Here is a 21,513-nt window from a genome sequence, read left to right as displayed (position 1 = left end):
TTCCGTGGCTCCGTCACGTGAGAAAGGATCAGGTGGGTGGTCCAGGCGGTCCTAGCAGCATCTGCATGAACCAGATGATGAACCCGTAGCCGCCGACCAGCGCGACGGACAGGAGGGGAAATAAGCAGACCACGAGAAAGACGAACAGGCGGGTTTCCTTGCCTTTCGTGGCTTTGCGTTCGGGCGTGCTGTCCATTCGCTCGGCTCCATTGCATTCCGTATCTCAGGCTAGACCTTAGCATTGGTAAGGGCAAAGTCAGTTGAGCTGGATCAAGTCAGGGGCAGAGCGTTCAAGGTACTGGGGAGGCACGTTCGAAATTATCGATAGCGTGCTAATATTTGTTCTTCGTTCCATTCGCGGACCCGCGTCGCTCGGATCGGCTTCTTTTGTCGATCTGTCGCTTGTCCGCAACGTGCTCCGTGAGTCATCCAATCTATGTCCGCTTCTCATCTCAGTCGTGGCAGTGCCGGTTATCGGCGCGCCACTCTGGCGCTGTTCTGCGCCGGTTTCGCCACCTTCGCCATGCTCTATTGCGTGCAGCCGTTGCTGCCTCTGCTGGCCGCACACTTTCGTGTATCGGCCGCCAGCAGCAGCCTGGCGCTGTCGCTGACGACTTTGAGCCTGGCGCTGTGCCTGCTGGTATCCGGTGCGCTGGCTGAAAGCTGGGGCCGCAAGCCGGTCATGGCGGCAGCGCTGGGGCTGGCGGCGATGCTGGGAATCGCCAGCGCGCTGGTGGAGGAGTGGGGCAGCCTGTTGATTCTGCGTGCACTGCTGGGGCTGGCGCTGAGCGGTCTGCCGGCGCTGGCCATGGCCTATGTCGGGGAGGAGTTCGATCCCGAGGCGCTACCTGCCGCCATGGGCCTGTATATCGGCGGCACGGCGCTGGGGGGCTTGCTGGGGCGACTGCTGGCCGGCCTGCTCAGCGATATTGGCGGCTGGTCCTGGGCGCTCGGCGGGATCGCCGGGCTGGGTTTGCTGGCGATGGGGCTGTTTCTCTGGCTGTTGCCGCCTTCGCGTCATTTCACGGCCCAACCGCTCTCTCTGCGTGGGTTGCTGCGCAACTTCGCCTTGCACCTGAGCAATCCGCGCCTACGCGTGTTGTTTGCCCTCGCGTTTTTGCTGATGGGCGGTTTCGTTGCGCTGTTTAACTACGTGGGTTTTCGCCTGGCCGGTGCGCCTTTCAATCTGTCCGCCACGGTGATCGGCCTGCTGTTCACCGTCTACCTGCTGGGTATCTTCAGTGCCGGCTGGGCCGGGCGACTGGTCCCACGCTTTGGTGCGCGCCAGGTGCTGCATGGTGGCATCGGCCTCATGTTGCTGGGCGTGGCTCTTTGCGCGACGCCCTGGCTGATTACTGCGGTGGTTGGGCTGGCATTGTTCACGCTGGGTTTCTTCGCCGCTCATGCCGTGGCCAGCGGGCAGGTCGGCGCGCACGCACAGGGTGCCAAGGCCCAGGCATCGGCACTGTACCTGTGTGCCTATTACCTCGGCTCCAGCCTGGTGGGTTATGTCGGCGGTTATGTCTGGGAGCATGCCGGATGGCTGGCATTGCTTGCTGTTCTGGCTGCGTTGTTCATCGCCGCAGCCGCTCTGGTACGGCGTATTTAGGCTGTCTGTCGCTCGTTCAGTGCAGGTTCAAGGAGGGTTCAGCGGGGATTCAGTAGTCTTCCCGCAGACTCGTTGCCGAGTTGATCAAAACTGCAACGAGAGGAACGATTCGATGAAAATCACCCTGAACCGTATTGCATTCGCTACCTGCCTGGCCCTGGGCGCAACCACTGCTCAGGCCAATGACAATTTCGTCGGCCTGACCTGGGGTCAGACCGACAACAACATCCAGAAGTCCAATGCACTGAATGCCAACCTCGGCAATCCCAAGCTGGACAAAGTGATCAATGGCGAGGGGACCTGGGGCATCCGTGCCGGTCAGAAGACTGCCGATAGCCGTTACTACGCAACCTACGAAAACGTCTCCGACAGTCACAATGGCTACAAGCTGCGCCAGCAGAATCTGCTCGGCAGCTACGACATGTTCGTTCCGTTGGGTGACAACAACACCAAGCTGTTCGGCGGTGTGACCGGGGGCCTGGTCAAGCTTGAGCAGGAAAGCCGTGGCTTCTCCCGCGACAGCGACATCGGATTTGCTGCCGGCCTGCAGGCCGGTATCCTCCAGGAACTGAACAGCAATACCTCGATCGAAGCCGGCTATCGTTACCTGCGTACCAATGCCAGCACTGAAATGGCGCCGCATGGCGCAGGCAAGGCCGGGTCGCTGGACCTGCATAGCAGTTCGCTGCTGTACCTCGGCGCCAACTTCGCCTTCTAAGGATGGCTTAGCGTTACCAGGCCGGGCATTTGCCCGGCCTTCGTATAACTGAAAAAGGGGGACGACCCATGAAATTGCTGGTGGTGGAAGATGAGGCGTTGCTGCGTCACCATCTGTTCACTCGCCTCAGTGAAAACGGGCATGTGGTGGATGCCGTGCGTACTGCCGAAGAGGCGCTGTATCGAGCTGAGTCCTTCAATCATGACCTGGCCCTGGTCGATCTTGGCTTACCGGGCATGAGCGGTATCGATCTGATCCGTCAACTACGCAGTCAGGACAAGAGTTTTCCGATCCTGATACTCACTGCGCGTGGCAACTGGCAGGACAAGGTCGAGGGCCTCTCCTGCGGCGCCGACGATTACGTAGTCAAACCCTTCCAGTTCGAGGAACTGGAGGCGCGCCTCAATGCGCTGCTGCGGCGTTCCTCGGGGTTCACCAAATCGACCATCGAGGCCGGTTCGCTGGTGCTGGACCTCCACCGTAAACAAGCCACGGTGGATGAGCAGTCCCTGCAGCTGACAGCCTACGAGTACCGCATCCTCGAATACCTCATGCTGCATCATCAGCAGGTGGTGGCCAAGGAGCGCCTGATGGAACAGCTCTACCCGGGCGATGATGATCGTGACCCGAATGTCATAGAAGTTCTGGTCGGGCGCCTGCGACGCAAGCTTGAGGCCGTGCTGGGCGGCAAATCGATAGAAACCGTGCGCGGCCAGGGCTACATGTTCAACGAGCGCTGCAAGTGAGGCGAGCGCGCCGCTTCGTACGCAAGATGCGTATCCGCTTCGGCTCGCTGCGGCTGCGCCTGATGCTGGCCAGCGCGGCGCTGGCGATGTTGTTCATGCTGCTGTTGATGCCCGTGCTGCAGGGCGTGTTTCTCATGGCCCTGGAGCAGACCGTGGAGAAGCGTCTGGCCTCGGACGCTGCAGCGCTGATCTCCGCCGCGCGCATCCATGACGGTCAGCTGCATATGCCGGAGAAGATGCCGGACGAAGAATTCGACAACCTCGACTCGCACCTGCTGGGGTTCATCTTTGATCGTGATGGCCAGCTGATCTGGCGTTCACGCTCCTCCATCGACGAACTGGTGCGTTACCTGCCGCGCTACGACGGTCGTGGCCACGAGTTCGTGCGGATTCGTGACGAGAATGGCCAGGAATACTTCGTGTATGACATCGAAGTAGACCTGCTGCGTGGCGACCAGACGGCCCTGAGCATCGTGACCATGCAGCCGACGCGCGAGTACCAGGGGCTTTTCAATGGCTTCGCCTGGCAGTTGCGGCTGTGGCTGGGCATTGCACTATTGGTGTTGCTGGGCTTGCTCTGGTTCGGCTTGACCTGGGGTTTTCGCAGCCTGCGCGGCTTGAGCGATGAGCTCGATGGCGTGGAGGCGGGTACCCGTCAGCGCCTGAGCGATGAGCACCCACGTGAGTTGCTGCGCCTGACCAACTCCCTCAACCGCCTGCTTGACAGCGAACGACGTCAGCGCGAGCGATATCGTGATTCGCTGGAGGACCTGGCGCATAGCCTGAAAACGCCGCTCAGCGTGCTGCAGGGCATTGGTGAAACCCTTGCCGTCCAGCCTGAAAATCGTGAGCAGGCGCAGCTGATGCAGGCGCAGATCGAGCGCATGAGCCAGCAGGTCGGCTATCAGTTGCAGCGTGCCAGTCTGCGTCGTAGTGGCCTGGTGCGCCACCGTGAGCAGGTCTGGCCACTACTCGACGGTTTGTGCCGTTCGCTGGACAAGGTCTACCGCGACAAACGCGTGGAGGCGACGCTGGAAGTACCTGAGCACAGCCAGATCACCATGGAGCGCGGTGCGCTGATGGAATTGCTCGGCAACCTGCTGGAGAACGCCTATCGCCTGTGCCTGCATCGCGTGCGCGTCAGGTTGCAGCCACTGGCCGGTGGCTGCCTGCTTACCATCGAAGATGACGGCCCAGGAGTGCCGCAGCATCAGCGTGAGCGGGTGCTGCAGCGCGGCGAACGTCTGGATGCGCAGAATCCGGGGCAGGGCATCGGCCTGGCGGTGGTGGAAGACATCATTGAGAGCTACGACGGCGAGTTGAGTCTGGAAGACTCGGAGCTGGGCGGCGCCTGTTTCAGGGTGCGGTTGTATGACTGAGCCTTGCTGATGCATCTTCCTTGATTGCGCTCAGGTCGCTGCAGCGGAGCAAGGCCGATATCAATGATGATCCTCGTGATCGATTGAACGCTTGGCCCCCGCTGCGCGAACTACAGAATGGCCAGAGCGTGAACGCCCACAATGGGTCGGACATACGAATGCAACCGCGCTGACGGTAGGTGCAAAAGCAAGGCTTTGCTCACTACTTGTGGGGAGAGTCCATATAAGTTGTTAGGCCTCGCACAATATTACATAAGCAATATCGGGGCTAAGGGTTAAGTAATACTCACTCTCTGCCCCAAAGTTGGTCTGTTATTCTCTCGTTGAATTCATCAAGTGTGTGGCGAGCAAGATTAATAAAAGCTATATCGGACTCGACTTGCTCTGGTTCAAACCTCTTGTATCGCTGTGTTATTCCGCGCTTTTTGGATTGTGTCTTAACTCTAACGTAAGCACCTTTCTTTAAGCCAATCCAATCTGCGTGCGCATACTCATTCCTGCGTTTTGAGCATTCGAGAAGCATCTTCTCAAGTTCGTTCAAGTCAGTGTGCGTAAACTTGACCTCTGCTGATTCGATCATCTGGCCATACAAATGCATAAGAGATCGGCATTTAGCAGTGAACATCATTTCCGAGAGAAAGACATCCATTCGTTCATCTTGGTATGGATCGTGGAGCATCGCTTCGCGAATGCATTGTGAAACACCATCTTCTAGAGAGTTAAAGAAAATTATGATCCATCCAATCTGCGGTGCAAGTTCTTCAAGATAGGAACGTAGTTCATCATCAGAGTCTGTCGACTCGAACTGTTCTTCTGCTTCTCTTTGTGTAAAGTGGATTTCTGACATTGCCGGCCTAACGTTTGGTTAAGGGGCGGGCTTTAGCCCGTCCTAGTGAGCGCAGCGAACGGTTTGAACCATTTGTTAGCAAGCTCTACCAGTTTGGACTATGTGCTTAAGACCAAATAGGGGCGCTGGCGGCATCGTAGAAATCAATATCAATTTTTCTTGCATCAATAAAGCGCCTAGCATTTGCCATGGTTTCTCTATTCTGTTCAGAGTGCTCATCGCCAAAAATGCTAATGAATACTTTATCGATAGCGCTCTTATTGATTTGATTGAATATGTGCTGATCGTTTTCAGCCATTGAATGGCCGTGAATAAATAAAGGTCCGGTGAGTTTTTTTAATGCTTTAAAGCATGCGTTTAGATATGGATTATGCTCAATGCGGGAAAGCTTTTTCTCGCATGTGGGCTCTGAAACAAATAATGGAAATTTGCCTTGATTTAAATTGTCTCTCACCTGATCGACTATGCTGATATCTGCATCGCCTCTGAAGGTGTGCTTTTTAATGGTAGTGCCATCATCATAAATATGGAGCCCTCCGTGTAGGAAGTACACGTTTTGGCTTTGTATATTATCCCACGTGGTATGACGGAATCCGTCATCCGTATGATAGCCTCTCGGGTTAATATCAAATTTATTTACAACCCAATAAAGCAATAAGTCATAATTTAATGTAAAAATATTTTGGAATCGAATTATGAAAGGTTTTGCATGCTCATATTGTTGAGTTGTTACATTGCTAGAACGCAATGGGTGAGTTTCTGAGATGACTTTAATTAATGCGTTTTTTAAATGCTCTTGGTCGGCTTGGATTTCATTGATTTTTGCCGGGTCAACTCCGTAGCTTTCGCAAACAGATTCAGCTGCTTCAAGAGCGCGCATTACTTTTTCAAAATCATAAGTATTAAATTTATTAAAAATATCTCTTATGGTGGCGTCGCGAGCGCCGAAATTTGCTTGCTGAAGCAAGTTTTGGTAGTTAAAAATATTGTGATTCCATGCTTGGGAAAATCCATTGGCCAATAAAATAGATGGGGCTTCATTTGGTTCGAGACTGTTTATTTTATCTTCAAAGCTTTCCAATGGCATTACTCTGTTCCCATGTCAATTATGGTGTGGCCGCTATATGGCAACTGTCTTGCTAACGTTTGGTTAAGGGGCCGCGGAACGCGGTCCCGAACGAGCGAAGCGAGTGGCTTGAACCAGTTGTTAGGCTGCACCGTTATCCCTATGCCACTTTTTAATAAGAGCAAATGAATGATGCCGTACCCGCTGCGAAAAATACTTGTTTGTTGCGATTGAATTTAACTCTTGAGTTATCTCTTTGTTGATTGGTGCGCCTTGCTCTAGCCAGCCAACAGCAAGACTGACCCAATATTCTGATGGTGCTTGTAAACCCGCAAGAACAATTTCGTGTGCCGGATGCTGATCGCAGCGTTGTTCGCTGTATGGTGACTCTAAGTAAACAACTAAGGCTCGCGGATCCATTGTGAGGCCTAACGTTTGGTTAAGGGGCGGGCTTTAGCCCGTCCCAGTGAGCGAAGCGAGCGAATTGAACCAGTTGTTATACGGCTCACTTGAACTCGTATGCTGCAGTGCCACTTGGTTTCATTTTAATTATTACTGATTCATACTGGCGGCCGTGCTGTGCTTCTAACTTGAGTAGTTCCCGAGCTGCGTTGTGCGGCCCAAAAACGTTTGCCGGCTCAAATTTTAACGACTCACCACCGTCATTTATAGTTGCGCTGTATGAGCTTTTAGAATTTGTGAGGCCGCCCTCATATGTAATGGTGAATGTAGCTGTAACCTCAGTCCAGTCTTTGGGTGCATCTATAGTCACATTCTCATATATGAAGCCAATCAAGCCATCAGTGGTGTAGTTTTGTGACATAGAAAAACTGCTCCATAATAAAGCTATTAGTATACATATTACTTTTGACATGCATGGTTCTCAGCTGGCGTATAACGTTTGGTTAAGGGGCGGGCTTTAGCCCGTCCCAGTGAGCGGAGCGAGCGATTTGAACCACTAGTTAGGCTCGCCGCAGACTCACGATTGACCACTAAGCTTTAGCTCTTCTGGGTACATAGCGGCAAGCCAAATTGTGATCCCATTGCTATCAGAGCATTCGACTTCAAATGCAGGCTCTGGATTTGAGTACACATCAATAATTGTTCCAATGTCCCCGATACAAGGGTTGCGCTCGTAACCTGCATTCGACTTTGAAAAGCGCTCGTCACGAAGTGCAATAACTTGAACAACATCGTATGGCTTCATCTTGGCGCCTAACGTTTGGTTAAGGGGCGGGCTTTAGCCCGTCCCAGTGAGTGCAGCGAGCGATTTGAACCACTTGTTAGGCAGTGGAGAGCGCTACTTTTTCGTGGTTATATGTTTTTCTCGGGGAACATTATTTCATGATATTGCTTGGCGACTTCTTCTTTTTTAAATATTCTTGGAATTACTTCTTTCGAGTAGATGCTTCCATTCTTAAACTCTGCGGAGATTTTTGATATTTTATCTACCTCAACCTCTCGAATGGTTAACCTGCGTAAAACATCATCTATTTCGCGAAACTTAATTATAAACCTGTCAAGTTGTTCCGGCGGCAGGCTTTCTTGATGACCAGCTGCTACGAGCGCCGCTATTACAACAGGAATCCCATGCATTTGAGGAAGTGAACCTATTCCAGGCTTTGTTGCCACGTAGGCCAAATATGAGTTCCAGTATTCTTCAAGCTGCATGTTGATATGCCTAACGTTTGGTTAAGGGGCCGGCTTTAGCCGGTCCCGAGTGAGCGAAGCGAACGCCTTGAACCAATTGTTATGCATGGTTCTCACCAGTACCCATTACAAGTTACGCGTTGCTGCCCAGCTTCTCCACCACAAGCTATTTTTCCAGCCTGTGGCCAAGTGGGAGAGTAGGTTGTAAAGATACTACCTTTTTCAGGGAGGTATAGTATTTCTGAGTTACTAGGTGGATTGCTCAGATATTTAGGGTACAGCTCTGCGAGTGATTTAGGTAGCCTTTGATTCTCCGAATGGAAGGAATTAATGGCCGATAAGAGATTATTGGCATCAGCTGTGATATCTCGTCCTTTAGGATCTTCCCCAGGTGCCCATATAGAGCACCCGGATAGTGAAAACAAAAGCAAAGCAAATGCGCAGAGTCTCATGCGTGGTCTCTTGATGCATAACGTTTGGTTAAGGGGCGGGCTTTAGCCCGTCCCAGTGAGCGAAGCGAACGATTTCAACCATTTGTTAGGCTTTTGACGAATAAGTAGAGGTATGGTGTCTTTTAGCAAGCCAACAAGAAGCAGCAGAAATAATTGCTGGAAGAATAAGTAAAGTCAAAGCAAAAGCTATTGCAAGATCAGTGCTGCCGCTTATTTGCCGCGGGACTTCTTGCGATAAAAACACTCCCGTTGGCAATAAAGACCCGAGCAGAGCCATTTCTGCAGCGCCAAATTTAACTCTTCCATTCAAGCGTTTTTTTACCGTGGCAAAAATACTAGTAACATAGGGCACTGGAGCATACGAGAAAGAATTAAAAAATACTTCATACATCATGCTCTCGCTATAGGTGTGTATGAATAATGATCTAGCAATTTGCACCCAAACGAGAATGCATATAGCTAAAGCAAGCATTCCATACCAGTCTCTATTCTGCGATTTCATGCTTGTAGATGCCTAACGTTTGGTTAAGGGGCCGGCTTTAGCCGGTCCCGCAGTGAGCGAAGCGAACGACTTGAACCATTTGTTAGGCGGCAACACTCTGTATGAGAAGTGCAAGACCTTGTAGTGCTGCAGCTATTGCTGCTGCATAAGCCCCACGCTTACTCCAAACTGATTGAGCAGAGGCTGTCTCAATGAAGTCCGTATTGTCGTCAGTAATTATGGCGGCAGGGTACATACCACTCGCATCAGGTTCGTCTTTATGCGGAACCTTGACTGTAGCTGATTTGTGCCACAGATATGCTGCAGCGAAGGCCGCGAAGGCTGCCCCAAAATTTAAATACATAACTACAAGGTTGGAGTTCACTGCGGTATTCCTTGTGCTGCCTAACGTTTGGTTAAGGGGCGGGCTTTAGCCCGTCCCAGTGAGCGAAGCGAACGTTTTGAACCATTTGTTAGGCCTTACACCGCTACTTGGATGAACGGAAAAGCAGTTCTGAATTCTGTAAGGATAGCCTGGTTCATATGTAGCGAGTTTATAGCATGCTCTCTAGCTGGGCCGTCAAACACCTCGCGATTACGTAGGTATGCAATGCCAAAAATTGCTTCGTCCTCCTGATTTGTAAAGCTGCGGCCAGGGCTGAAGCCGATTGTTTTGTAGATATGGAAGCGAGGAGCATCAAAGCGAAGCAACTCAGCTATGTAGTCTGGGTATGCTTCAGTTGACTCCATGACTCGAATAGCCCATTGCTGCAATTCATCTGTGCTTATTGAGTTGCTTAGGTAGCAATTCACGACAAAGGCAATGGTTGATGAATTTTCGCTGGTGAGTCCGTTCATGATCTAGGTCTAACGTTTGGTTAAGGGGCGGGCTTTAGCCCGTCCCAGTGAGCGCAGCGAGCGATTTGAACCACTTGTTAGGCAGTGGAGAGCGCTACTTTTTCGTGGTTATATGTTTTTCTCGGGGAACATTATTTCATGATATTGCTTGGCGACTTCTTCTTTTTTAAATATTCTTGGAATTACTTCTTTCGAGTAGATGCTTCCATTCTTAAACTCTGCGGAGATTTTTGATATTTTATCTACCTCAACCTCTCGAATGGTTAACCTGCGTAAAACATCATCTATTTCGCGAAACTTAATTATAAACCTGTCAAGTTGTTCCGGCGGCAGGCTTTCTTGATGACCAGCTGCTACGAGCGCCGCTATTACAACAGGAATCCCATGCATTTGAGGAAGTGAACCTATTCCAGGCTTTGTTGCCACGTAGGCCAAATATGAGTTCCAGTATTCTTCAAGCTGCATGTTGATATGCCTAACTATTAATTAGACGACATTCATGTCGCATTTCCACACGACACCTGTCGCATAACCTTCCTTGTCGTCCTGTAAGTCCTTGTCTGGCCTGAATATGCTCGCTGCAAACGCGACAGCACTCAGGAGGAAAAACGACATGGAGAACGGCAAGCTTATCGCCTCTAGCGCATTGCCAGCAGGCTTGGGTCAGAAGTTAGTGCAGGACTGTCTGCTCTGTCCATCCACGAAGTCAGATGCACAGACAGCAATACGACTTACCCCTCCTGCGCCCGATACGCCCCCGGCGTCAGCCCCGTCCATTTCTTGAAAGCCCGATGAAATGCCGAGGGTTCGGAGAAGCCGAGTTGTTCGGCGATGTCCTGAATCGCCAGTTCGTCGCGCCCCAGGTGATAGATCGCGAGGTCGCGGCGCAGGTGGTCCTTGAGTTCCTGAAAGCTGGTGCCTTCTTCGCGCAGGTGGCGGCGTAGGGTTTGCGGGCTGGTGTGCAGGTGCTGGGCGACCTGCTCCAGGTCGGGCCAAGTGCGGCAGTCGCGGCCGAGCAGGCGACGAATCTGGCTGATCAGGCTGTCGCCGCCGTCGGGGCGGGCCAGCAGGTCGGCGGGGGAGTGCTGGAGGAATTGCTTGAGCGTGCGTTCGTCCTGCAGCAAGGGCATCGTCAGGTAGCGGGCATGGAACAACAGGCTGGTTTGCCCGGCAGCGAAGCGCTGCTTGCAGGGAAACAGCAGTTCGTATTCAGCGGCGTGCGTAGGTTTTGGGTAGGCGAAGGTGGCTTCTTCCAGGCGAATACGCTGGCCGATCAACCAACTGCCCAGGCGATGCCAGATCACCAGCAGGCTCTCCACCAGAAAATGGTCCGGGTCCCACAGCGCGCTGTCGTCCACGCTCAGTCGCGCCCAGTCGCCTTCGCGTTGCAGGCGGATGCCGGGGGCGTCGGGAAACAGACCGTAGAACATGGCGCCGCGGCTGAGGGCCTTTTCGAGGCTGCGGCAATGGATGATGGCATGGCCCATCATGGCGAAGGTGCCGCGCTTGCTTGGCTGGCGACCGAAGCCCAGGTATTCGTCATCCAGCGCTTCCCACAGCAGTTGCATCAGCCGGGCGAATTGCTCGGGGGCGATACGCGCACGTGGCTCGACGAGTACGGCGGGCTGGATGCCGGCCTGACGCAGAATCACCTCACAGGCCAGGCCGCGACGGTCGGCGCCGCGCAGGGCGGCGCGGACGAAATGGCTAGCGATGGTTCGTTCGCGCATGCTGGGTTCCGATAGCGAAGATCGCCGATGGTAGGCAGCTGCGCTCGGCTTGGGCAAGCCAGCCGAGCGATTGGGTCAACCGAGGCTGAGCGCATGGGTCATTGAGGGCGCGCGGGGTGGCCCTTACCCTCAATGGCATAACAACAGCGGAGGACCCGCCCATGCAGCGCAGCCATTTCGACACCGAGCACAACCTGTTCCGCGATGCCTTCGCGGCCTTTCTCGACAAGGAAGTGGTGCCCAATCAGGAGGCCTGGGAAGAGGCCGGTGTGGTGGATCGAAGCGTGTGGCGCAAGGCTGGCGAGATGGGCTTTCTGCTGCCCTGGGCAGACGAGGAGTACGGCGGCGCGGGGCTCAAGGATTTTCGTTACGAGCAGATCATGTGCGAGGAGCTGGCGCGCATCAACGAGCCCGGCTTCATGCTGCCGCTGCACTCGGCGTTGTGTGGTCCCTACATCGCCGAGTATGGCAATGCCGAGCAGAAGGCGCGTTTGCTGCCGGGCATCATCAGCGGCGAGACGATTCTCGCGGTGGCGATGACCGAACCCTCGGCCGGCTCCGATCTGGCCGGCATGCGCACCACGGCGGTGGACAAGGGCGATCACTGGTTGCTCAACGGCTCCAAGGTGTTCATCTCCAACGGCTACCTGGCCGACGTGGTAATCGTCGCGGCCAAGACCGATCCGGCCAACAAGCACGCCATGGGCCTGTTTCTGGTGGAGCGCGGCATGCCGGGTTTCGAGCGCGGCAAGAAGTTGAAGAAGCTCGGCATGCACAGCCAGGACACTGCCGAGCTGTTCTTCAATGACGTCAAGGTGCCCAAGGAGAACCTGCTCGGCGATGCCAAGGGCGGTTTCTTCTACCTGATGAACATGCTCGCCCAGGAGCGCCTGACCAACGCCTGCGGTGCGGTAGCTGGTGCCGAGGCAGCATTGCAGACCACCATCGATTACGTCAGGGAGCGCCAGGCGTTCGGCCGTCCGGTGGCGCACTTTCAGAACACCCGCTTCAAACTGGCGGAAATGCGCACGCAGATCGACGTGGCCCAGGTCTTCACCGACCGCTGCGTGATGGATCACAACCAGAAGAAGCTCAGCCCCGAGGTGGCCGCCGAGGCCAAGCTGTTCACCACCGAACTGCTCGGCAAGGTGGTGGACGAGGGCGTACAGCTGCATGGTGGCTGGGGTTACATGTGGGAATACCCGATCTGCAAGATGTACGCGAACGCGCGTATTCAGCGAATCTTTGCGGGTACCTCGGAAATCATGAAGGAAATCATCAGCCGTGGGATGAAGCTGTAGCTCCACGCTATGACGGTCTGTGGAGGTCTACCGTCATAGCGCGCTCACCGTGATGAGCAGGAGAACATAACAACAAGAAGGCGATCACTCATGACCTTGCAACTGCCTCTCGAACGCTTCAACCACTGGTTGCACCGCCAGCCTGACGCTGTCTGGTTACGTCAGCCGGTCAATGGTGTGTGGCATGACTACAGCTGGCGTCAGGTCGATGATCAGGCGCGGCGTCTGGCCAGTGCGTTGCTGGCCCTGGGTTGCGTGCCTGGCGAGCGTGTCGCCCTGTTGGCGAAGAACTGCGCCGAATGGTTCATCAGCGACCTGGCCATCCAGCACGCCGGGTTGATCAGCGTGCCGTTGTATCCGCTGCAGGCTCCGGAGCAGATTGCCTATGTGCTGGAACACGCCGGTTGCAAGGTGATTCTGCTGGGCAAACTGGATGAGCCGGACAAGCTGGCCAGCGGTATCGCGCCGCATATCACCCGCATCGCCATGCCTTATCCGACCATGCCCGCCGAGCATCAATGGCAGACCTTGCTCGCCGCGCACGAACCGTTGCCCGGTACGCGTTTGCAGCGTGGTGAGGATCTGCTGTCGATTCTCTATACCTCGGGTACGACGGGGCAGCCCAAGGGCGTGATGCTCTCGGCCCACGCAATGGCGTTCTCGTCGGCCAACGCCACGGCGGAGATGAACATGACGCCGCAGGATCAGTTTTTCTCCTACCTGCCGCTGTCGCATGCTGCCGAGCGTTTTCTGGTGGAGTTCAACAGCCTTTATTGCGGTGCGCCGGTGGCCTTCGTCGAATCCCTGGAGACTTTCGCCAGCGACCTGCGCCAGGTACGGCCCACGGTGTTCTTCTCGGTGCCGCGATTGTGGACGCGCTTTCAACAGGGCGTGCTGGAGAAACTGCCGGCGCACAAGCTCGAGCGCCTGCTGCGCATTCCGCTGCTCGGGCGTCTGGTGGCGCACAAGGTGCGCGCAGGCTTGGGGCTGGATCGCGCGCGGATTCTGGTATCGGGTGCGGCGGCGATTTCCACCGGCTTGTTGGAGTGGTACCGGCGGTTGGGCATGACCATTTGCGAGGGCTACGGTATGACCGAGCACTTTGCCTATGGCTGTTTCAATCGCCCCGGCCAGGTGCGCTTCGGCACCGTGGGCAGGCCGATGCCGAATCTGCAGGTGCGCATCGATGCGGCTGGCGAGATTCTGCTGCGCAGCGAAACGCTGATGCAGGGCTATTATCGCGAACCAGAGAAAACCGGGGAAACACTCAGGGACGGCTGGTTGCACACGGGGGATCGCGGCCAGCTGGATGAGGCCGGCTATCTGCGCATTACCGGGCGGGTGAAGGACATCTTCAAGACCAGCAAGGGCAAGTACGTGGCGCCGGCGCCCATCGAGGGCGAGATAGCCAAGAGTCACTGGGTCGAGCAGGTGTGCCTGATGGGCAGCAATCTCGATCAACCGCTGGCGTTGATCGAACTGTCACCGGCTGCTCGCCAGCAATCTCGCGAGGCGCTGGAGCAGTCGCTGACCGAACATCTGCATGCAGTCAATCTGGGGCTGGAGCCGCATGAGCGCATCAGTCACTTCTATCTGGTCAGCGAACCCTGGACGGTGGATAACGGCAGCATGACGCCAACCATGAAGATTCGTCGCAATGTACTGGAGGTGCGCTATGCCGAAGTCATTGCCGGTTTGTCCAGTGATGCCGCTATCGTCTGGGAAGCCTGATCAGCCCTTCATCATTTCTTGCCATCTGGAGTCACCATGTCCGGGCCCTTGTCATCGCTGAAGATTCTCGATTTTTCCACACTGCTGCCGGGGCCGTTCGCGTCGCTGCTGTTGGCCGATATGGGCGCTGAGGTGCTACGGGTGGAGTCGCCCACACGCATGGATCTGGTACGCGTGCTACCGCCGCACGAGGGAGGAACGTCCACCAGCCACGCCTATCTGAACCGCAACAAGCGCAGCATCGCCCTGGACCTAAAGCGGCCAGAGGCCGTTGAGGTGGTCAAGCAATTGGTTGGCGAGTACGACATCGTGCTCGAGCAGTTCCGCCCCGGCGTGATGGACAAGCTGGGTGTCGGCTACGAAGCGCTCAAGGCGGTCAACCCGCGGCTGATCTACGTGTCGATCACCGGTTACGGTCAGAGTGGACCTTACCGTGATCGCGCCGGGCACGATATCAACTACCTGGCGTTGGCCGGCATCGCCAGTTACACAGGGCGCCAGGACAGCGGCCCGCTGCCGCTCGGCGTGCAACTGGCCGACCTGGCGGGTGGTTCGCTGCATGGGGTAATCGGTCTGCTCGCGGCGGTGGTGCAACGTCAGATCAGCGGCCAGGGCCAGCAGGTCGATGTGAGCATGACCGACTGTGCCTTCAGCCTGCACGGCATGGCTGGCGCCGGGTATCTCGGTGCTGGCGTGGAGCCTGGCATGGAAAACCAGGCGCTCAATGGCGGCAGCTTCTATGACTACTACCGCACGCGCGATGGCCGCTGGTTTTCCGTTGGCAGCCTGGAACCTCAGTTCATGCAGCAGTTTTGCGCCGCGATTGGTCGCCCCGAGCTGGCCGCGCGTGGTTTGTCGCAAAAGCCCGAGGACCAGCGCGCGCTCAAGCGCGAGATTGAGATCGAGTTCGAGAAGCGCGATTTTGCGCAATGGAGTCAGGTGTTCGCCGAACTTGATGCCTGCGTCGAGCCTATGCTGCCGCTGTCCGAAGCGGTGCAGCATCCGCAGATCAGGTCGCGCGAACTGGTTGTCGAGGTGCCGCGTGAAGGCTTGCCGGCGCAGGCGCAACTGGCCTGTCCGCTGAAGTTCTCCGACGGTTTGCCGCCGCCGCAACATGTAGGGGCCGCGCTCGGTGCGCATACCGAGCAGGTACTGGAGGAGCTGGGTTACGACGCCGAGCGAATTGCCGCGTTGCGCGAGGCACGCGTGTTCGGTTGATGCGAGCAACAGCGCCCGCTTAGGATGGGCGCCTTTATCGCATTGGAGCGTGGGTATGAAAGGAATCATGGGGAGGGCGCCGGGGGCCTTGGGCTGGCTCTTGGCGTTGGGCGCTGCTGTCGGCTTCAGTTCTGCGCAGGCCGCCGAGGATACGGAGGATCCCTGTCAGCAGGGCAGCGCCATGGCCGCATTCATGTGTCAGGGGCCGGTATGGAAGGCTGCCGAGCAGGAGCTGCAAGGCACTTATGATCGTGTGATGGCCTCGCTCAAGCAGTATGACCCGACGTTCGCCACGGAGCTGCGCGATGCCCAACGGCTGTGGGTCAAGCTCCGCGAGCAGGATTGCAGCCTGTACGCGCGTAACCGAGTGCAAGGCTCGCCCTGGACCGGATTCTGGGAGTCGGAATGCCAGGCGCAGCAGGCCCGTGAACGCACCGAGTGGCTGAAGTCATTCGAGGGTTAGCTTTTTCGGTGCGCCAGCGCGCGATCATTCCTGGCGATGCTCACCGGTGAAATGCAGGGTCGCCTTGCAGCGGCGGCAGTAATAGCGGCGCCCCTTGGCCACCAGCGCATGGCGCTGAGCCGAGAAGGGAAACTCGCCATCCACGCAGCTGCAGCGGTAGATGAAGCGGTTGACCTTGCGTCGTTCGACTTCGTAGCTATGGCAGCGATGCGGTGGCAGTTCGTAGACGCCGCGCATGATTAATTGCCATTCCTCGCCGTGGGGCTGGATGCGCGGGCCGAACAGCTGGTGAGCGATCATGTGGGCCACTTCGTGCGGGACCGTCTGGCGCAGGAAGTCCTCATGATTATCGCGGTAGAGCTGCAGGTTGAAGCGCAGCTTGTTTTCCGTCAGGTGAGCGACACCTGCCTTCTGCCCTCGCAACTTGAAGCTGATTTCTGGGCGGGCGAAGCGTTGCTTGAAGAAGGCTTCCGCCTGCTGGTAGCAGGCTTCGACGCGGGCGTGAATCTGTTCGGGCATGGACTGGCGCTGGTGCAGGCTGATGGCGGATTATGCCGCAAGCAATCAGCCTGCGCAGGTATCACTCGTCTCCTGGCGGTTGCATGCGCTCCTGCTGCGTGCCGCGGCTCTGGTCTTCATCGACTGTTCGCTGGTAGTCCGGTTCGAGGGTGTAAGACCAGAACAGGATCATGCTGACCAGAATGGTAACGACCACCAGCAGGCCGACGCCGATCATCGAGGAGGCGTAGAGAAATCCCTGCTGGTTGTCGATGCGCATGAAGCGCGGCAGGCCGACATAGATCAGATAAGCGGTGTGCGCGCACGCTGCCAGCAGAACCAGTATTGCCAACCAGCGGGCGGGGTAGAGTGCGGCGATTCCGGCGAGAAAGAAGGGCGTACAGGCATAGGCGATGAAGCCGATGCACTGGTTGAAGGTAGGCCTGGCTTCGAAGGTGCGTGACATGTAGCGCAGGAAGTAGCCCATGATGGACACGCCGATCAGTGTCGCCAGATAGAGCAGTACGCTCAACTGCAGTGCGCTTACCGCTTCCAGTCGGATGCGTTCTTCTTCGACTAGGCTCCAGCCTACCCAGTGGGTGCCGATGAACAGGCAAACCGCCGGCAACAGGCTGAAAAGCAGCAGATAGGGCAGGTAGTTGGCGCTGTTGCGCTCTTCGTCCTGACGAATTGCCGTCCAGGCGCGGTCCGGGCGGGTGAGAAGGGTGTAGAGGTTCGCATACATGGTCTGTCCATCCGCTGACTGCCTTTATAGTTCGGGCAGCCATTGCCGCGCAGGGTTCAACTCAAATTCCTCAGGATGCCGCGGGCAAGAAAAAGGCCGCCCGAAGGCGGCCTGATGATGTGCTGCTGATGCGATCAACTGGTGTAGATCGGGCCGACGCCCATGCCCCAGAGAATTACCGAGCTGGCGATCATCGCTACCAGCACGACCAGGCCAACGGCCAACACCGAGCTGGAGAACATGAAGCCTTCGTCGTCAGGGATGTTCATGAAGGTCGGTATACCCACATAGAGCAGGTAGACGGTGTAGCAGATTGCAACCGTGCCTACGACCATGCCCAGCCACAGATGCGGGTAAAGCGCTGCAAGACCTCCGATGAACAGCGGAGTTGCGGTGTAGGCAGCGAAGACCACGCATTGGGTCAGACTCGGGTTGGCATCGTAGGTGCGCGCCATCCAGTGGATGAACGCCCCCATCACGGCCACGCCTGCAAGCATCGCCAGGTAGGACATGATGGTCATCACCATCGCACTGCCTTCGGTAAGCATTACGGGTGCTCGGTCGCCGATTGCCCAGCCGACCTGGGTGGTGCCGATATAGGCTGAGATTGCGGGAATCGCCGCGAGAATCAGAACGTGGGTCAGGTACATGTGGCTGATGGATTCTTCCTCGCCACGGATTTCTTGCCATTCTTGGTCGGGATGGGTGAAGAGCCCCCAAACGTGGTGGATCATGTCAGACACCTCCTTTTCTTATGACGGTCGCCCCCCAGCGAACGCCCGGGACGCGTGTACAGCGCCACCGGGTGTCAGGCCGAAATCTATGCGACCTTATGTCGCAGTATAGGCAGGGCTTGGAGTCGGCGTGGTGCCTGGCTTTAGAGCAAATTGCTCTCTAGCGTTCAGTGGTAATAGCGCTCAAGTATTTCCATTGCCAGGTTGATCGACTGTAACCGCTCTGTGCTGCCACCTCGGTCCGGATGGTGCACGCTGACCATTTGTCGGTAGCGCTGCTTGATTCGTGGCAAATCGAGCGTGCGTTCGTTGCTGAGCTCGAACAACTCCAGTGCTGCCTGTTTCTCGTCGCCGCCGTGCATGCGCGTCCAGAAACTGGTCAGCAGGCGCTCGACATCGCACTCATCGGTGTCGCGTAGTTGACTCATGTCCAGGTAGTAATCGCGCAACTCGTCGCGTTCGCTCAGCGCTGCACTGCCTGGCTGATAGGGCAGCAGGCGGATGCACAGCGGGCTGATTTCGAGCAGGTGCGTCTGCGACTGCCAGAGCCGATCACGCAGGCGGTAGAGTGCGTTGAACAGCAGAAAATGGGTGCGAAACAGCACCAGCTTGTCGGTCAGCGGCAGGTTCGGCAGGTGGCCGCTATGGTGGGCCTTGAGTTGCTGGATCAGGGCGTATTCGGCCAGGCCCTCGGGGGCTGCCTGCAGCAGTTGCAGCACCTGGTCGGCGAGATCCTGGCTGGGGTCGAGGTCGTCGTTCATCGGCCGAGCCTAGCATTTAACCGTCGACGGGGTAGGGGCGCGGCGCCTTTGTGCGTAAAATGTCGCGCTTTCGTTCCCACCCCTCGGATTTCGACGCACCATGGGCACCCTCTCGGTCAACCAGAACAAACTGCAGAAGCGCATTCGCCGCCTGGCCGGCGAAGCCATCACCGACTTCAATATGATCGAGGATGGCGACAAGGTGATGGTCTGCCTGTCCGGCGGCAAGGACAGCTACACCATGCTCGACGTGCTGCTGTACCTGCAGAAGGTGGCGCCGATCAAGTTCGAGATCGTCGCGGTGAACATGGATCAGAAGCAGCCGGGCTTCCCCGAGCACGTGCTGCCGGCCTACCTCGAATCCATCGGCGTGGCGTACCACATCATCGAGAAGGACACCTACTCGGTGGTCAAGGAGAAGATCCCCGAGGGCAAGACCACCTGCTCGCTGTGCTCGCGCCTGCGTCGTGGCACGCTGTACACCTACGCCGACGAGATCGGCGCGACCAAGATGGCGCTGGGGCACCACCGCGACGACATCCTGGAAACCTTCTTCCTCAACATGTTCTACGGCGGCACGCTCAAGGCCATGCCGCCCAAGCTGCTCTCCGACGACGGCCGCAACGTGGTGATCCGTCCGCTGGCCTACTGCGCCGAGGCCGATATTGAGGCCTACAGCCAGCTCAAGGAATTCCCCATCATCCCGTGCAACCTCTGTGGCTCGCAGGAGAACCTGCAGCGCCAGGTGGTCAAGGAGATGCTGCAGGAGTGGGAGCGCAAGAGCCCGGGCCGCGTCGAGATCATGTTCCGTGCCCTGCAGAACGTGCACCCCTCGCAGTTGGCGGATCGCAACCTGTTCGACTTCAAGAGCCTGAAGATCGACGACAGCGCCACGCCGCGCTTTCTCGATGTGATGAGCCTGTAAGCCATCGCGGCTGAAGCCGCTCCCACAAGTGACTCGAATCTGTGGGAGGGGTTTTAGCCGCGACGCTTGCCAGGCCGCAAACGCCTGGAGTATGTTTCGGCCATCGCTTTGGAGAATTCCATGTCCGCCAGCCTCAACCTCCTGTCCATGCTGCAAGCCGGTGCCTCGCGCGCCGCGTTGGCGCGTGCGCAGTCGGTTGCGGCTGCGGCGTATTACTTCTTTGGGTATTGGTTTAGCCATAGGCGCGCCTGATACCCCACAGGCGGCCTGAGAAACCAGGGTCGCCACCAGAGACGTTTTCCAGAAAACCCCCGGTCGGCAACCCGACCGGGGGTTTTGTTTTTTCGGCCGAAAATGGCCACAGATCGAGGACTCACAGATGAACCGTTATTACCGCAACTACCGCTACGACTGGCGATTTAGCAGCGTCACCACTGCCCTGACACCTTTGCCACGAACACTCAGTTAGCGCCGCCGCGGCATCGACCGCGCCGGCCAAGGAACCGCCAGATCATGAACAGCTCCGCTCAACTCGTCTCGACCGTCACCACCATCGCCCGCCGCAGCGCCCAGCCGCTGCCCAGTCCCGCCGTCTTGCGCCAGCGCCTGCCGCTATCCGCCGCCCTTGCCGAACGTATCGCCGCTGACCGCGACGCCATCCGCGCCGTGCTCGATGGCCGCGACTCACGCCTGCTGGTGGTGGTCGGCCCCTGTTCCCTGCATGACCGCAGCAGCGCCCTCGAATATGCCGAGCGCCTGGCCGAGCTGGCGTCGCAGGTGGATGACCAACTGCTGCTGGTGATGCGCGCCTACGTGGAAAAGCCGCGCACCACCGTGGGTTGGAAAGGGCTGCTGTACGACCCGCACCTGGATGGCAGCGGTGACATGGCCGAGGGCCTGCGCCAATCGCGGCAGTTGATGCTGGATATCCTCGAGCGCGGCCTGCCGCTGGCCACCGAGCTGCTGCAACCTATGGCGGCTGGCTACTTCGACGATCTGCTCGGCTGGGCGGCCATCGGTGCGCGCACCAGTGAGTCGCAGGTGCACCGTGAGATGGTCAGCGGCCTGGATCTGCCGGTGGGCTTCAAGAACGGCACCGATGGCAGCGTCGGCATCGCCTGCGACGCCATGCGCTCGGCGTCGCATCCGCACCAGCACTTCGGCATCGACGATCTCGGCCATCCGGCCCTGCTGCACACCGCCGGCAATCCGGACACTCATCTGGTGTTGCGTGGGGGCCACGGCGCGCCGAACCATGATGCTGTTAGCGTCGCCGCCGCGCGCGAGGCGTTGCAGCGCCAGTGTATCGCGCCGCGCATCATGGTCGATTGCAGCCACGCCAACAGTGGCAAGGATCCGCTGCGCCAGCCGGCGGTACTGGACAGCGTGATCGAGCAGCGTCTGGCGGGCGACGCCAGTCTGCGTGGAGTCATGCTGGAGAGCCATCTGTTCGATGGCTGCCAGGCGCTGTCCGGCGAGCTGCGCTACGGTGTGTCGATCACCGATGGCTGCCTGGGCTGGAGCGGCACCGAGGCTGCTTTGCGCCGGGCTGCCGAGCGTTTGCGCGGTTGAGTCTTGCGAGAGGGGGGACTCTGCGTGCA

General features: G+C 57.2%; 26 protein-coding genes. 10 read left to right on the top strand and 16 right to left on the bottom strand.

From position 1 onward, the window contains the following. Positions 1 to 28: 28 nt before the first annotated feature. The gene (gene napE / locus EL191_RS15350; RefSeq protein ID WP_013716352.1) at positions 29 to 196 is read right to left on the bottom strand and encodes a periplasmic nitrate reductase, NapE protein; all 168 of its coding nucleotides are present in this window, start codon (positions 194 to 196) and stop codon (positions 29 to 31) included. A 240-nt stretch (positions 197 to 436) separates the two neighbouring features. Here napE and EL191_RS15345 point away from each other — a divergent pair, with 240 nt between their 5' ends. The 4 genes from EL191_RS15345 (at position 437) to EL191_RS15330 (ending at position 4,452) form a co-directional block, all read left to right on the top strand. Beyond that, complete coding sequence (locus EL191_RS15345) at positions 437 to 1,609, top strand: MFS transporter (protein WP_041981037.1); 1,173 nt, start codon at positions 437 to 439, stop codon at positions 1,607 to 1,609. 112 nt (positions 1,610 to 1,721) lie between these two features. Beyond that, positions 1,722 to 2,327, top strand: a complete 606-nt coding sequence (locus tag EL191_RS15340) for an outer membrane beta-barrel protein (RefSeq protein ID WP_013716350.1) — start codon at positions 1,722 to 1,724, stop codon at positions 2,325 to 2,327. A 68-nt stretch (positions 2,328 to 2,395) separates the two neighbouring features. Continuing rightward, the gene (locus EL191_RS15335) at positions 2,396 to 3,073 is read left to right on the top strand and encodes a response regulator transcription factor (protein WP_017363742.1); all 678 of its coding nucleotides are present in this window, start codon (positions 2,396 to 2,398) and stop codon (positions 3,071 to 3,073) included. Further along, a complete protein-coding gene (locus EL191_RS15330) occupies positions 3,070 to 4,452 on the top strand; it encodes an ATP-binding protein (protein WP_017363741.1) in 1,383 nt (460 codons plus the stop codon). Before EL191_RS15335 ends, EL191_RS15330 begins: the two co-directional genes overlap by 4 nt. 286 nt (positions 4,453 to 4,738) lie before the next feature. Here EL191_RS15330 and EL191_RS15325 read toward each other — a convergent pair whose 3' ends face one another. The 11 genes from EL191_RS15325 to EL191_RS15275 all read right to left on the bottom strand — a co-directional run bounded on the left by EL191_RS15325 (position 4,739) and on the right by EL191_RS15275 (position 11,536). Next, positions 4,739 to 5,299 carry a hypothetical protein gene (locus tag EL191_RS15325; RefSeq protein ID WP_126403507.1) on the bottom strand — a complete coding sequence of 187 codons (561 nt, stop codon included), beginning with the start codon at positions 5,297 to 5,299 and terminating at the stop codon, positions 4,739 to 4,741. Positions 5,300 to 5,405: 106 nt separating this feature from the next. Continuing rightward, positions 5,406 to 6,386, bottom strand: a complete 981-nt coding sequence (locus EL191_RS15320) for a DUF4917 family protein (protein WP_080764319.1) — start codon at positions 6,384 to 6,386, stop codon at positions 5,406 to 5,408. A 120-nt stretch (positions 6,387 to 6,506) separates the two neighbouring features. Further along, the gene (locus EL191_RS15315) at positions 6,507 to 6,785 is read right to left on the bottom strand and encodes a hypothetical protein (RefSeq protein ID WP_126403506.1); all 279 of its coding nucleotides are present in this window, start codon (positions 6,783 to 6,785) and stop codon (positions 6,507 to 6,509) included. A gap of 85 nt (positions 6,786 to 6,870) precedes the next feature. Then, on the bottom strand, positions 6,871 to 7,188 hold the full coding sequence (locus EL191_RS15310; protein WP_126403505.1) for a hypothetical protein: 318 nt from the start codon (positions 7,186 to 7,188) through the stop codon (positions 6,871 to 6,873). 156 nt (positions 7,189 to 7,344) lie between these two features. Next, positions 7,345 to 7,572 (bottom strand): DUF4926 domain-containing protein, encoded by a 228-nt coding sequence (locus EL191_RS15305; protein WP_126403504.1) that lies wholly within the window; start codon positions 7,570 to 7,572, stop codon positions 7,345 to 7,347. Positions 7,573 to 7,679: 107 nt separating this feature from the next. After that, the gene (locus EL191_RS15300) at positions 7,680 to 8,036 is read right to left on the bottom strand and encodes a hypothetical protein (RefSeq protein ID WP_126403501.1); all 357 of its coding nucleotides are present in this window, start codon (positions 8,034 to 8,036) and stop codon (positions 7,680 to 7,682) included. Positions 8,037 to 8,552: 516 nt separating this feature from the next. Then, positions 8,553 to 8,969 carry a hypothetical protein gene (locus EL191_RS15295; RefSeq protein WP_126403503.1) on the bottom strand — a complete coding sequence of 139 codons (417 nt, stop codon included), beginning with the start codon at positions 8,967 to 8,969 and terminating at the stop codon, positions 8,553 to 8,555. 82 nt (positions 8,970 to 9,051) lie between these two features. Next, positions 9,052 to 9,333 carry a hypothetical protein gene (locus EL191_RS15290; RefSeq protein ID WP_126403502.1) on the bottom strand — a complete coding sequence of 94 codons (282 nt, stop codon included), beginning with the start codon at positions 9,331 to 9,333 and terminating at the stop codon, positions 9,052 to 9,054. A 95-nt stretch (positions 9,334 to 9,428) separates the two neighbouring features. Further along, positions 9,429 to 9,806 (bottom strand): hypothetical protein, encoded by a 378-nt coding sequence (locus EL191_RS15285; RefSeq protein ID WP_041981076.1) that lies wholly within the window; start codon positions 9,804 to 9,806, stop codon positions 9,429 to 9,431. Positions 9,807 to 9,914: 108 nt separating this feature from the next. Further along, positions 9,915 to 10,271: a hypothetical protein gene (locus EL191_RS15280; RefSeq protein WP_126403501.1), complete on the bottom strand. Its 357-nt coding sequence runs from the start codon at positions 10,269 to 10,271 to the stop codon at positions 9,915 to 9,917. A 266-nt stretch (positions 10,272 to 10,537) separates the two neighbouring features. Further along, positions 10,538 to 11,536, bottom strand: a complete 999-nt coding sequence (locus EL191_RS15275) for an AraC family transcriptional regulator (protein WP_041980772.1) — start codon at positions 11,534 to 11,536, stop codon at positions 10,538 to 10,540. 161 nt (positions 11,537 to 11,697) lie between these two features. On the opposite strand from EL191_RS15275, the gene EL191_RS15270 reads away from it, so the two are divergent. From EL191_RS15270 to EL191_RS15255, 4 genes are all read left to right on the top strand, one after another. Then, positions 11,698 to 12,837: an acyl-CoA dehydrogenase family protein gene (locus EL191_RS15270; protein WP_041980773.1), complete on the top strand. Its 1,140-nt coding sequence runs from the start codon at positions 11,698 to 11,700 to the stop codon at positions 12,835 to 12,837. A gap of 90 nt (positions 12,838 to 12,927) precedes the next feature. Next, positions 12,928 to 14,568: an AMP-binding protein gene (locus EL191_RS15265; RefSeq protein ID WP_017363738.1), complete on the top strand. Its 1,641-nt coding sequence runs from the start codon at positions 12,928 to 12,930 to the stop codon at positions 14,566 to 14,568. 36 nt (positions 14,569 to 14,604) lie between these two features. Continuing rightward, on the top strand, positions 14,605 to 15,786 hold the full coding sequence (locus EL191_RS15260) for a CaiB/BaiF CoA transferase family protein (RefSeq protein WP_041980776.1): 1,182 nt from the start codon (positions 14,605 to 14,607) through the stop codon (positions 15,784 to 15,786). 55 nt (positions 15,787 to 15,841) lie between these two features. Continuing rightward, complete coding sequence (locus EL191_RS15255; protein WP_080558768.1) at positions 15,842 to 16,249, top strand: lysozyme inhibitor LprI family protein; 408 nt, start codon at positions 15,842 to 15,844, stop codon at positions 16,247 to 16,249. 24 nt (positions 16,250 to 16,273) lie between these two features. On the opposite strand, the gene EL191_RS15250 is transcribed toward EL191_RS15255, so the two are convergent. From EL191_RS15250 to EL191_RS15235, 4 genes are all read right to left on the bottom strand, one after another. Continuing rightward, entirely contained in the window at positions 16,274 to 16,768 is a 495-nt protein-coding gene (locus tag EL191_RS15250) for a SprT family zinc-dependent metalloprotease (RefSeq protein WP_041980778.1), read from the bottom strand. 61 nt (positions 16,769 to 16,829) lie between these two features. After that, positions 16,830 to 17,492 carry a Yip1 family protein gene (locus EL191_RS15245; protein WP_013716341.1) on the bottom strand — a complete coding sequence of 221 codons (663 nt, stop codon included), beginning with the start codon at positions 17,490 to 17,492 and terminating at the stop codon, positions 16,830 to 16,832. A 134-nt stretch (positions 17,493 to 17,626) separates the two neighbouring features. Continuing rightward, the gene (locus EL191_RS15240; RefSeq protein ID WP_013716340.1) at positions 17,627 to 18,226 is read right to left on the bottom strand and encodes a Yip1 family protein; all 600 of its coding nucleotides are present in this window, start codon (positions 18,224 to 18,226) and stop codon (positions 17,627 to 17,629) included. Positions 18,227 to 18,393: 167 nt separating this feature from the next. Beyond that, positions 18,394 to 18,987 (bottom strand): DNA-J related domain-containing protein, encoded by a 594-nt coding sequence (locus EL191_RS15235; RefSeq protein ID WP_041980780.1) that lies wholly within the window; start codon positions 18,985 to 18,987, stop codon positions 18,394 to 18,396. Positions 18,988 to 19,087: 100 nt separating this feature from the next. Here EL191_RS15235 and ttcA point away from each other — a divergent pair, with 100 nt between their 5' ends. Further along, positions 19,088 to 19,912, top strand: coding sequence for a tRNA 2-thiocytidine(32) synthetase TtcA (gene ttcA, locus EL191_RS15230; RefSeq protein WP_003244364.1), 825 nt, complete (start codon positions 19,088 to 19,090; stop codon positions 19,910 to 19,912). Positions 19,913 to 20,425: 513 nt separating this feature from the next. Further along, positions 20,426 to 21,484 carry a 3-deoxy-7-phosphoheptulonate synthase gene (locus EL191_RS15225; RefSeq protein ID WP_041980782.1) on the top strand — a complete coding sequence of 353 codons (1,059 nt, stop codon included), beginning with the start codon at positions 20,426 to 20,428 and terminating at the stop codon, positions 21,482 to 21,484. The last annotated feature ends 29 nt before the right edge of the window (positions 21,485 to 21,513 follow it).

Source organism: Pseudomonas mendocina (assembly GCF_900636545.1).
Lineage (GTDB): Bacteria > Pseudomonadota > Gammaproteobacteria > Pseudomonadales > Pseudomonadaceae > Aquipseudomonas > Aquipseudomonas mendocina.
The sequence above is the reverse complement of the archived record's forward strand: the minus strand, read 5'-3'. Positions and strand labels throughout refer to the sequence as shown.